General features: G+C 54.3%; 11 protein-coding genes. 3 read left to right on the forward strand and 8 right to left on the reverse strand.

Going from position 1 to position 12,203, the window contains the following annotated elements; translation table 11 throughout:
* Positions 1-103 precede the first annotated feature (103 nt).
* From hcp to tssB, 6 genes are read right to left on the reverse strand one after another with little or no spacing between them, the layout of a single operon-like run.
* Entirely contained in the window at positions 104-595 is a 492-nt protein-coding gene (gene hcp, locus ACU4F7_RS15945) for a type VI secretion system effector Hcp (RefSeq protein WP_001007319.1), read from the reverse strand.
* Positions 596-599: 4 nt separating this feature from the next.
* Positions 600-2,309: an OmpA family protein gene (locus ACU4F7_RS15950; RefSeq protein ID WP_481637328.1), complete on the reverse strand. Its 1,710-nt coding sequence runs from the start codon at positions 2,307-2,309 to the stop codon at positions 600-602.
* A complete protein-coding gene (tssL, locus tag ACU4F7_RS15955; protein WP_481637329.1) occupies positions 2,306-2,995 on the reverse strand; it encodes a type VI secretion system protein TssL, short form in 690 nt (229 codons plus the stop codon). Before tssL ends, ACU4F7_RS15950 begins: the two co-directional genes overlap by 4 nt.
* Positions 2,992-4,332 (reverse strand): type VI secretion system baseplate subunit TssK, encoded by a 1,341-nt coding sequence (gene tssK, locus ACU4F7_RS15960; protein ID WP_481637330.1) that lies wholly within the window; start codon positions 4,330-4,332, stop codon positions 2,992-2,994. The genes tssL and tssK overlap by 4 nt, the downstream gene beginning before the upstream one ends.
* A gap of 17 nt (positions 4,333-4,349) precedes the next feature.
* Positions 4,350-5,900, reverse strand: coding sequence for a type VI secretion system contractile sheath large subunit (gene tssC / locus ACU4F7_RS15965; protein ID WP_481637331.1), 1,551 nt, complete (start codon positions 5,898-5,900; stop codon positions 4,350-4,352).
* A gap of 17 nt (positions 5,901-5,917) precedes the next feature.
* The gene (gene tssB, locus ACU4F7_RS15970) at positions 5,918-6,412 is read right to left on the reverse strand and encodes a type VI secretion system contractile sheath small subunit (RefSeq protein ID WP_029593511.1); all 495 of its coding nucleotides are present in this window, start codon (positions 6,410-6,412) and stop codon (positions 5,918-5,920) included.
* Positions 6,413-7,585: 1,173 nt separating this feature from the next.
* Here tssB and ACU4F7_RS15975 point away from each other — a divergent pair.
* Entirely contained in the window at positions 7,586-8,557 is a 972-nt protein-coding gene (locus tag ACU4F7_RS15975; protein WP_029593512.1) for a magnesium and cobalt transport protein CorA, read from the forward strand.
* A 27-nt stretch (positions 8,558-8,584) separates the two neighbouring features.
* Here ACU4F7_RS15975 and ACU4F7_RS15980 read toward each other — a convergent pair whose 3' ends face one another.
* The gene (locus tag ACU4F7_RS15980) at positions 8,585-8,947 is read right to left on the reverse strand and encodes a cupin domain-containing protein (protein WP_481637332.1); all 363 of its coding nucleotides are present in this window, start codon (positions 8,945-8,947) and stop codon (positions 8,585-8,587) included.
* A 379-nt stretch (positions 8,948-9,326) separates the two neighbouring features.
* On the opposite strand from ACU4F7_RS15980, the gene ypdK reads away from it, so the two are divergent.
* Positions 9,327-9,383, forward strand: coding sequence for a membrane protein YpdK (gene ypdK / locus ACU4F7_RS15985; RefSeq protein ID WP_097566156.1), 57 nt, complete (start codon positions 9,327-9,329; stop codon positions 9,381-9,383).
* Positions 9,384-9,428: 45 nt separating this feature from the next.
* On the opposite strand, the gene alaC is transcribed toward ypdK, so the two are convergent.
* Positions 9,429-10,667 carry an alanine transaminase gene (gene alaC / locus ACU4F7_RS15990; RefSeq protein WP_029593514.1) on the reverse strand — a complete coding sequence of 413 codons (1,239 nt, stop codon included), beginning with the start codon at positions 10,665-10,667 and terminating at the stop codon, positions 9,429-9,431.
* 244 nt (positions 10,668-10,911) lie between these two features.
* Between alaC and ACU4F7_RS15995 the strand changes: the two genes are divergently transcribed.
* Positions 10,912-12,153: a DUF1479 domain-containing protein gene (locus ACU4F7_RS15995; RefSeq protein ID WP_481637333.1), complete on the forward strand. Its 1,242-nt coding sequence runs from the start codon at positions 10,912-10,914 to the stop codon at positions 12,151-12,153.
* Positions 12,154-12,203 lie beyond the last annotated feature (50 nt).

Raw genomic sequence — 12,203 nt, forward strand, 5'->3', positions numbered from 1 at the left:
TAGGGTCGGGCAGGCAGATTGCGGATTTCGTTGCTGAAAGCCCGCCCCGGCAGACATTCAGCGAAAAAGAAAAGCGGACAGAGAAACTCTGCCCGCTCGTGGCTTACGCGGTGGCGCGTTCGTTCCAGGAATCGGAATGAATGATGTTGCCGTCTTTATAGGTCCAGGTGATTTTTTCGTAACGCAGTTCGATCTGCTCGAGGTGGTTGTGCTTCTCGAAGGAAGGATCCTTGATGTCGTGCATCACCGGGTTCACTTTCACCACTTTCACGTTTTCCAGTTTGGTGTTGAAGTACTCCACTTCCTGGCCCGCGTCGTTGATTTTGTACCACTTGAATTCTGCAGACTTGAGGGTCTGACCGGTGGTTACCGCCTTGTACAGATACGGGCTGGAGGAGTCGATTTCCTTAGTGAACAGGAACGGGGTATGGATACGGGTGCCGGTCAGTTTGCCGGTGTTGTTGTCGGTCGGGATGTACAGGTTATGTTCCTGAGCGACCACTTCGATGCTGCCTTCACGATCCTGAACGTCCACAGAACCTTTAATGTCCGCGCCGCCGTCGTCTTTCAGCCAAAGATAAACAGGAATTGCCATGGAATTACTCTCCATTGTGTTGTGATGCGCCATCATCCTGCGATGACGCCTGGTTGTGGCCCGGTATCTGACAGGCACTGGCCTGCGGTACCAGACTGATTTCGACACGGCGGTTGAGCGCACGCCCATCCGGGGTGTCATTGGTTGCGATCGGACGGCTCTCGCCATAGCCCTGCACCGCAAAACAGCTTTCCGGTACATCACCGGTATCACGCATCCAGTCACGTACCGCTTCGGCACGCCTGAGTGATAGCGTCTGATTCAGTTTCGGGTTACCGGTGTTATCGGTATGCCCACTCACAACAATCAACCAGCCCGGTTTCGCCTTGATACCGACCAGTGAGTTGACCAGCATTTTGGTGGAACCAGCCTTCAGCACGGATTTACCGGAATCGAACAGCGACATGCTGTCGAGGCGGACAATTTTCGGCATCGGTTTGGGTTTCGGCTGTGGTTCAGGCGGCGGTGGAGGCACATACGAACGGATCGCATCCAGCACAGGCATTCGCAGACGCTCACCCTGGTACAAACCGAGGCCCATCCGCGCCGGTACGCCATTGCGCGCCTGGTCATCCAGCTCTGCCGCATCGTCACGCAGGACAGCAACGGCAGCGGCTTTTGGTCCGAAATCATGCATCGGGATACGGTCATAGCGGGCAATATCGAAGCTCACACGCTGCAGCAGTTGGCGATTGTTCCAGCCACTACTGAGCAGAGCTGCAATCGTCGCCAGCGTGAAAAGCCCGAGCGCACAACGCCAGGTTCGCCCACGCGGCGTCAGGCCTCGTCCTTCGGGCAGCAGCGGCAGGATAAAATCCGGCAAGGGGGAGATAACCGTACTGTCCGTTCCTGACGGCTGCCAGCCCGCTACCTGCTGCATCGCAGTGTGACGGGAAAGCCACGCAGTCCAGGCAGATGTGGCCAGACTTCCGGCAAGGATCGGTCCCATTCCCCACAGCACCGCGACAGGAGCAATGACAGGAACGTCGGGGTTCTCATCCATAAAGACAGCTTTGACGTGCTGATGGAACCAGCTCATCAGACTGTTCATCAACACCTGTTGCTGCATCGCAGGCGACCCACCGGTGGTAACCCATGCAGCGACTGAACTCGGCGCTGAAGATTCACGCCAGACCCTCACCCCTTCTCCCGGGATAGCCGCCTGCCAGAGCAGATCATTCGTCATCGCGCTGCCAACCTGACCATTCAGAACCAGCGGCACAGAATGTCCCGTCTCTTTACGCAGCTGACTGATTTGCCAGCGCAGGGCCAGCAGACGACTGGTCAGCGCTTCACTGGCGGCGTGTTTCTGAGGACAGACGCTGACCATCACCGACAGCTGGCGACCCCAGTCAGGTCGCAACCACAGTACCTGGCGGGCGGCCTGCTCCAGATCCTGATGATCCTCCACGCGGATCCAGCAACCCTGTGTGACCGTAAGCACCGGTGACTGCTGCATACATGCCAGCGGCAGATCGCCACAGACCAGCACCACGGGCTGACGGTAAGCGGCTTCCGGAAGGTCATCCAGACGCAAGGTGACGTCATGCTCCGCACGACGACTGGCGACAGTCCAGAACGCCAGGATAAGTCCCAGAACGGTAAGCAGAACAAGTACAGAAACCAGTCGGGATAGCGGCAGGAAGCCCAGGCAGACCACTGCACTCAGCAGGGCGGCCCAGAGCGCAAGCCCGCGCTGTTGTGCAGAACTCATTTCACGGCTCCCGGCAGCAGGGTCAGCAGTGTCTGATCCAGCCAGTGGCTCAGTCCCCACCACAGCGCGGCCACCACTACCACGCTCAGGCCAATACGCACGGGCCATGACGCCAGCCAGCCGCCCATTCCACGCCCGGTACGGCTTTCCGCCAGGACCGGATGGGTTTGTGGATAGCTGAACGGCGTGACATGTTTACTGAGCGCGTTGGCGAGTTGCAGGCGTTCCGGGTCGTTCAGCGAGCGGAAACTTCCCAGAAACCCCAGCATCATGACCCGCTGAAAGCATGTCACGACAGCATGATCAGGCGCCGGTTCACGCAGCACATCGCGCATGCGATCGCACAGCGTATCACCGGCATCCATGGTGCCGAGGAAGTGCCCCTGCAGGGGAATGTCATACCACTGCACGCAGGCATCATCCTCAACACCGCGACCTTTGACGGCTTCATCAAGCAGCGCACACTGTGCAGTGAGAATATGCTGACAGCTGGCTTCATCGAGTTCACTCGCTTTCAGCTCACGCTGCACACGCTCAACATCAGCAATGCAGCGCTCCCACAACGTGCGCCCTTCTCCATCCTGAAACGTCGGACCGTGACGCAGGCTGATGACCTGCAACCAGGTGTCCTGCAGCAGGGCATCAATATCAATGGACGCAGCAGCGCTGCGTTTAGGCTCACTCATGTTCTCAGTACCGCAAAGAGTTCAAGTTCAGGCTCGCCGAGCATGCCCGGAACGTAAAACATACAGGTGCCGCCCTGTAGCATTTCGCTGGCCAGAGGATGAGAGACATCGAGGCTGAAATACTGGTTTTCCAGACGCAGTGGGATGGCGGCCGGCACATGACGCAGGGGCATCAGGGGCACACCCACCCGTGATGAATTGACGATACTCCTGACATGATCGGGACTGCCAACCTTGCACTGGCGCGGGAACTGTTCCTGCAGCTGTGCCACCGGCATCGGTGAACGCACGGAGAGGTAGTAATCCGCCCCTTCGCGCAGGCGTGGGTCATGCAGACGGGCCTGCCAGAAGTGAAGCCGGGCATCATGCTCAAGCTCAATCGCTACCACCCGCGACGGCAAGCTGGCTTCCAGCAGGTCGCCCAGTAGGTCAAAGAGCGGCGGGAAGACGTTATTCAGTTGATCATGCTGCCAGACAGGAATAGCACTCACCTGATGCTCAAGCGAGAAGGTCAGCAGGCTGCCCGCAAGGCGTGCCAGTTCCGGGTACAGACGCTCCGGTGGACTTTGCGGGTGACGCTGAAACTGTCCGAGCACGGGTTCTGCGCTGTTCAGGGCATTGAGCAGCCAGAACAGAGACACATCAGCCACAGCAAAATCGGCCATGCGCTCGTTACTTTCACGACGCATGTCCATCAGGCGACTCAGACGGGCACGCAGTTGCGTCATCAGCTGTTCCAACTGGGTCACCAGCCAGCGACTGCCCTGCAGAGCCAGCAGTGGCGGAAGAAAGGTTTCATCGATTGCCCAGCTCCCCTGTGAATCCTGCTGTAGACGGGCGACCGGGCAGGTCAGGTAATCACTGTTGTTCTGATGGGCGAAACGCAGCGTCAGCTCGGGCTGCATCACCGCAATCTGGCGGGTATCGTCCCCAAAGGTGTTGCGGACATCCCGCCAGCGCTGGCGATAACGCACAGGGCGCTCGGCCACCTCATCGGGTTTAAGGCAGTTGCCGCCATTTGCCCGCAGTAGCGGAAGCGCCAGAACCACCACCACTTCCTGTGATTCGCCCTCAAGCGCCAGCACCGGCGGCAGGGAATCGGCATTATCCGTGTCGATAAGCGTGCCGTCGGGGAAACGGATGTGCAGATGACGGGCCTGCAGGCGGCCCAGTTTCAGTGCATCCGGTTCGAAAGTGGCCTCAATCATTCCCCAGGGATGGGAGAGCCCCAGTCGGGCAATGCATTCCGCAGACCAGGCCGCGTACGCGGCCTGTTGCTGGAAGTGCTGGGGAGAGACCATAACGCCCCTGCCCCATAACGGTTGTTCCGTCTTCATTGGCTTCCTGCCTTAGCTTATGACTTGGCCTTCGGCATCTGGGAAACCAGCGACAGGTTGACGTCCATCCCTTCCACCTGGAAATGCGGAATAGCGAACAGTTTTACGCGAAAGAAGCCCGGGTTATCCTCGATGTCTTCCACTACCACTTTCGCGTCACGCAGTGGGTGAGATGCCTGCAGCTCATCGCCTGGATCGGTCATTTCGGTGACCAGCCCACGTACCCAGGTGTTCAGCTCCAGCTCCAACAAGCGACGATCCTTGGTGGTGCCGATATTTTCGCGCTGGATCAGCTTCAGATAGTGGGCAATACGCGACAGCAGGAAGATGTATGGCAGACGGGCATTGATACGGCTGTTAGCGGTCGCATCGGCAGTGTCGTACAGCGCTGGCTTCTGCGTGGAGTTCGCCGAGAAGAAGCAGGCGTAATCACGGTTTTTGTAGTACGACAGGGGGATGAAACCCAGATTGGCGAATTCAAACTCACGGGTTTCCGGGATCATCACCTCCGACGGGATTTTCACCTGATTGCCGGTGCCAAGGTCATACAGATGGATCGGCAGATCGTTCACCGCGCCCCCGGCCTGCGGGCCACGGTTCTGCACACACCAGCCGTTGTTGATGAAGCTCTTCACCATGTTAGCCGCAAAGGCAAAGGACGCGCTGGTCCACAGGTATTTCTCATGGTCCGGGCCTTTCACCTGCTCAACATAGTTGAAGCTGCGCACCGGCACGGTGTCCGGACCATACGGCAGGCGGCCCAGGACGCGTGGCATCACCAGCCCTATATAGCGGCTGTCGTCAGTCTCGCGGAAGGATTTCCATTTGATGTACTCGGCGCGATCAAAGTAGTTGCCGATATCTTTGATGGCGGCGACCTCTTCCATTGAGTTTTTGAGGAAGAATTTCGGACCGGCAGAGCCGATAAACGGCATATGCGCCGCCGCCGACACTTTAGAAATATTGCGCATCAGGGCTACGTCCTGCGGGCTGGCATCAAATTCATATGCCGAGATCACCGCCGCAATGGGTTCTCCCCCCGGGGTGTCGTACTCCGAAACGTAAGAATGCCAGTACAGCCCGCTCTGGATAACTTCCGGCGCATCCTCAAAATCCTGGCGCAAATCCTCTTTAGACACATCCAGGATTTCGGTCTTCACGTTCTGACGATAGTCAGTGTTATCCACCAGATGCTTCAGGCCGCGCCACAGCGACTCAACTTTTTGAAACGCCTCGTGGTGCATGACTACATCCAGTTGGCGGCTAATCTGGTGATCCAGTTCAGCGATATGATGGTCAATCAGCGTCTTATCGAGCTTATCCACTTTCTGACCGGACTGGCGCAGACGCTCCAGGAATACCTGCACACCTGCAGTAATGCGTTCGTTAGCACCGGCTTCCGCCATGGCGGTTTCATCCTGCCAGACTGACAGGTCACTGAGGCTGGAAGCAGGTTTCAGGTTGATTTTTTCAAACAGGGAAGCGTAAACACCATCAGTTGCAGGACGTTCCCGGACAAGTGTCTCACCGGTTGGCACAGCGGTTTCATTGTGTACAGACATCAGCATCTTCCTTTAATTTTCCGTCAGGCTTTCGGAGCAAGGGCATTGAGTTCAGCGCGCAGTTCATTGCTGAGCGCCGGATCGCGTAAAATGGCCTCCAGCTCTTTACGAAATGTGGCGTTATCCAGAAGATTGGATTTGAGGTCGCGTAACAGGCTACGCATGGCAAGCATCGCTTTAAGCTGAGGGATCTGGCGGGCCACCTGCTCCGGCTCAAAATCTTTCATCTCCTTAAAGCTGAGCCGGATGTTTTCTTCACTGCCATCACCAGCGAGCGTATTCTCAACAGTGAGGTTAACGGACGGTGAAAACTCAGCCAAAACGCTACCCAGATTATTTTTATTAACGTTGATTTTGGTACGCTCAGACAGCGGACGGTTCTCTTGTCCGTTACTGAAATCACCGGTCACCAGCAATTTAAGCGGCAGCTCCACTTTTTTCTGAGCGCCCCCTGTGTGCAGGTTCAATTTGAGGTTAATACGGGCTTTCGGAATTTCTTCCTGGAATGAACCGGACATACAATGTTCCTTCATATGACGTGCTTCAGACGGCTGATTACCGGAAATCTCTGACACATCTTCCGGACAGCACCTCGCCGCATCCACAGCGATGAAATAGAATCTATAAAACAGACAGTTACGCGATAAATGCTACGCGAATTGCAAGCACGAACAAGAGGGGAATATAGCTTAAATGTAAATACTCATGATCGGAGCGCTGTAAAAAATGAGCAATGCCAGAGCAAATAAATTTCAAATCACTTTCCGTTAAGGCAGATATTCCGGCACAAGGAAATATATACTGGCCTTTTTTCCTCAGTTATTTTCTGTTGAAAATTATTTCCACACGGTAACAATTTAATTCCAGACATCTTAGGAAAATATTAATAATTTCAAGGAGAACAATGTTAAAATTGATTATCCCATTAAAATGCTAAATGAATTAACAAAAACACATTCAGATCACTAATTGATATAATAAAACCATTTGTGTTTACGCGAAGAAATAGACGCCCACCGCTGGTATTTACGTTAGTCACTTGCCCTGAATAAGAAAACGCCCTTTCCGCACGGTATGCTTATTTAGCACAAGAAATAAAGGAAAGGGGTTTCATGGTTATTATTCCCCTTTCGGGTATGCATACAATAAATTAATAAACCAAAATCATCCTATAAATATAGAAAATATTTCGAGCAGGAAGAGGGGTATTATTGTAGTGCTTACCTTTTTTACTGGTGCCGGGTCCGTTATGCCTTCACTTTTTTAAAGACCTCCCGGCACGTCGATAAGGCATCTTTATTCTCGATACCTTTATGCTACTGCATCGGCTAAAGGGGACGTCGTTGAACGCATGTAATAAATGCATTTAAGAGCCTGCTCAGCATCTATACATTGAATATGCCCTGCAAGCCTTAGGTAAGATGGTTAACGAAGGGCGGGTCAGGTATGACCGATGTAGCATTTTGCCTGTAGCCGGGAACATGAAGAATTGGCGGCTACAAACGCATCGACGCGTTCAGGGTCATAAACGCGCGCCTACGCTGACAGACAGCCATGAAGATGAATCTTGCAAGAGTGGCTATTTCTAAAAAAGGTCAGCGGCCCTTCGCAACATTCAGAAAACTAAACAGGAAACGCAGCATAACGGTCGCTATAGTTACCCTATTACTATGCGTGCGCAGGGAAGAAATATGATTGTTAACAGTATGGTTTATCGCCCTGGCGGCGAGTTTGAAGTGATTAATGTCGAGGACATCAGCGACGCGCTAAAGTCGCCGGATAACTTTGTCTGGCTCGGTCTCTGGCAGCCCGATCCGCCGTTTATGCAAAACATGCAGGAAGAGTTCGGCCTGCATGAACTGGCTATTGAAGACGCCCTGACGGCGCATCAGCGCCCTAAAATCGATCAGTATGGCGAGTCGATTTTTATTGTGGCGAAAACCGCCTATATGTCCGATGCCGGCCGTATCGACTTTGGCGAAACCCACTTCTTTGTTGGCAAAAATTATCTGGTTTCCGTACGGCATGGCCCTTCGCAAAGCTATGCGCCAGTCCGCATGCGGGCTCAGGAACGACCGGAAATGCTGACGGAAGGCGGCCCGGGTTACGCGCTTTACTGCCTGCTCGATTTTATTGTCGATCACTATCTGGAAATTACCGCTTCGCTTGGAGAACGTATTACAAAGCTTGAAGAAAAAATGTTCCGCAGCGAATTCGATAAGCAAGCGATGCAGGAGGTTTATACGCTGCGTCGGCAGTTGCTGGAAATTCGCAATGCCGCGCTACCCGTTAACGAAATCTGCAATCAGCTGATTCGCCTGCATGAAGATATTTTTCCGAAGTCGCTTCGGCCTTATCTGCGAGACGTGCAGGACCATGCTCATCACGCGGTAATGGATGCGGAAAATATGCATGAAATGTTGACCAGCGCCATGCACGTTAACCTGGCGCTGGTGACCGTACAGCAAAACGAAGTGACCAAGCGGCTGGCGGGATGGGGTGCTATCCTGGTTATCCCAACCATTGTCTTTAGTATGTACGGCATGAACTTCGAACACATGCCGGAAATAAAATCGATTTATGGCTATCCGGTTACGATTGGCGGCACTTTCCTGGCCTGCTACCTGCTTTATCGCAAATTGCGGAAAACGGGCTGGCTTTAAAGGGGGGCTTGCCGCATATCCTGGCGGTTAACGCTTTGCCGCCAACTTGTCCGCAAAGTCGCGACGGTCATTGCGCGTCATAGGCTGGGAAATAACCAGGTATTCGGTATCAGGATTGGCCTCGTTACGAATCTGATGAAGTTGCCCCGGCGCAACTTCAAGTGACTCGCCCGGTTTCAGTACAAAAACCTTATTGTTAAGTTCGACCGTCATTTCACCGCTGATGACAAAAAAGCACTGTCTTGCGGTTTCATGATAGTGGCACTGCTCTCCCCGGCCCGACGGCATGCGCTGATGAATGACGCTTAAATCCTGCGCTTTTACCAGATGCCAGCCGTCGCAGTCCCCACCCCACAGGTAGTGTTCTGCGTTAGTTTTACTGATAACCATTTGTCCTGCTCTGCTGATGCAACAAATCACTTACATTTACATACCAGGCGGCGGCTAAGCAAGGGGGAGCGAATGGATAGTTACTCACCGTAAATGTTGTATTTTCTAATGTTTTTAAGGGGATAACACCGGTAAGCAAAACCATAAAAAAATAATTCTTAGCGGCTCGGCAGCCGCTTGTCTCCCTCAAAATTTAGGGGTACATTAGCGGCCGCTGGCGCCCCAGAATGGTCAACGTTTCCGGGGAATCGACAGGTCAGGACGGGAAAAATCTCAAAGTCCTCCGACTGCGGTTTTATCTCTCTATACTGAGACCTTGCGTAGAGTTTTTAAGCATACAATAGAGTATGCGGAGCGATGTGACGTGAAATACTTCTTTATGGGCGTATCGGTGATTCTGCTGTTGTGGGCCGGCACGTTTGCCCTGATGATTTAGCAAAACACCTGAGTGAAACAGGAGCCATTGGGCTCCTGTTTTGTTTTATTCGGCGCTTTCGCTTGCGGTTTTACTCCCTGAGGGCAGCAGACCATCCGCACGGAACATCGCTTTAATGCCGCGCACAGCCTGCCGAATGCGATCCCGATTTTCAATCAGCGCGAAGCGTACATGGGTGTCGCCATACTCCCCAAAACCGATGCCCGGCGAAACGCAGACTTTTGCTTCCTGCAGCAGCTTTTTGGCGAACTCGAGCGACCCCATAGCGGCGTATTGCTCCGGGATTTTCGCCCAGACATACATCGACGCTTTCGGGCACTCCACCATCCAGCCTGCCTCGTGCAAACCTTTTACCAGCACGTCGCGGCGACGTTTGTACTGCTCCGCAATATCGCGCACGCACTGCTGATCCCCTTCCAGCGCCGCGATAGCCGCCACCTGCAACGGCGTAAAAGTGCCGTAATCGTGGTAACTCTTAATACGCGCCAGCGCGCTCACCAGTTGCTGGTTGCCGACCATAAAGCCAATTCGCCAGCCCGCCATGTTGTAACTTTTGGACAGCGTGAAAAACTCTACCGCCACGTCGCGCGCGCCCGGCACCTGCATGATAGAAGGCGCTTTCCAGCCGTCATAAACGATATCAGCGTAAGCGAGGTCATGCACCACCAGCACGTCGTAACGTTTAGCGAGCGCCACTACTTTCTCAAAAAATTCCAGTTCCACGCACTGCGCGGTGGGGTTTGAGGGGAAGCCCAGAATCATCATCTTCGGCTTCGGATAGCTTTCGCGGATTGCCCGCTCCAGCTCGTTGAAAAAATCCACCCCTTCCACCAGCGGTACTGAGCGCACCTGGGCGCCCGCGATGACCGCCCCGTAAATGTGGATGGGATAACTTGGGTTAGGCACCAGCACGGTATCGCCATGGTCGAGCGTAGCCAGCATGAGGTGCGCCAGCCCTTCTTTCGAACCGATGGTGACAATCGCCTCGCTTTCAGGGTCGATATCGACCTGGTAGCGCTCCTGATACCAGCGCGAAATGGCGCGGCGAAGGCGCGGAATACCGCGTGAGGTTGAGTAGCCGTGCGTATCGGGGCGTTGCGCGACGGTACAAAGCTTTTCCACGATATGTGGCGGCGTCGCGCCGTCAGGGTTCCCCATGCTGAAGTCGATAATATCTTCGCCGCGCCGACGCGCAGCCATCTTCAGTTCAGCAGTGATATTAAAAACGTACGGGGGAAGACGATCGATACGGGAAAAACGACGGATAGCGCTGGAGTCAGCCATAAGTTCCTCAGATTTACGTTAGCGCCCGGACCGTCCGAGCGACGCCGCCACGATTGTGGCATGCATAGAAAATAGCCTGAAAAATTTTCTTCTGTCGAGAGGGAAAACAAAAAATTTTTGACGTCGGAAAAAACAGGAACTTTCATTTGAAAGATATCCCTGTTTTATCCAATTATCAGACGCTATATTAACTCTGTCGCAACAAACCTATAACCTCTTTCCTCTCACTTACGGAGTTACCGCGATGACCCTGCAAATCAACGATCTGCCCGTTGCTATTCGTGACGTTAAACAGAAGCTTCGCCGCGACTTACCTCATTACAAAGCGGTGTTTAACGAACTGGAAGCGGACATGAAGCGCCAAATCCAGGCTATCCGCGAAGAGCTGGAGCGCGGCGAAAGCCCGGTTCCGCAAATCCACGCCGAAGATATTCTGCATAACCGCATCAGCGACCAACAAAAAGCGTTAATCCGCGAGCGCGGCTGCTGCGTTATCAAAGGCGTGTTTGCAGAAAACCAGGCACGCGCCTGGAATCAGGAAATCGGCGACTACCTGGAGCGCAATAACTTCGTCGAAAAACTGAAAAACGCCGCTGAAGATAACTACTTCGGCACGCTTGCCGACAGTAAGCCGCAGATCTACGGCATCTACTGGTCGAAGCCGCAGGTAGAAGCGCGTCAGCACGAACGCATGAAAGCCGCGCAAGTTTTCCTTAATAACCTCTGGCAGACGGAAAGCCAGGGCAAGCAGCATTTCGATCCGAACCGCGTAGTGACTTATGCAGACCGCACCCGCCGCCGCCCGCCGCGCTCCTCTTCGCTGGGCCTGTCGCCGCATGTGGATGGCGGCTCGGTGGAGCGCTGGCTGGATGAAAATTTCCGCCACGTTTATCGTCATGTCTTTAGCGGCGAGTGGCGTCGTTATAATCCCTTTGAGGCTGAGGGGCGCACCGAAGCGCGGGAAATTCCCTCCCCCGCAGTCTGCTCTATGTTCCGCACTTTCCAGGGCTGGACGGCGCTGAGCGAACAGCGCAAACACGGCGGCACGCTGACGCTGCTGCCCATCGCCAACGCCATGGCTTACATCCTGCTGCGCGCCCTTCAGGATGACGTACCGGAGGAGTCGTTGTGCGAGGCGAAGCCTGGCCGCGCATTATCCATTAACGAACAGTGGCATCCCCTTTTGCTGACTGGGATTTCCTCAATTCCTGATATGGAGCCGGGCGACACGGTTTTCTGGCACTGTGATGTTATTCACGCCGTGGAAAACGAACATCAGGGCGAGTTTGACAGCAACGTAATGTATATCGCCGCCGCGCCCTGGTGCGAGAAAAACGCCGCCTACCTCAAGCGCCAGTGGCCGGCGTTTGTCGAAGGCAGATCCCCGCCCGATTTCGCCGCCGACGACTTTGAGGTGGATTTTACCGGCCGCGCTACCGAAGCCTGTCTCACCCCGGCTGGCCGTGAACAGCTGAAAGGCGAATAACGCAGCAAACCTGGCGGCTGGTCATCTGCCGCCAGGTTTTCTATTATGGC

The organism is Franconibacter pulveris (assembly GCF_056780215.1).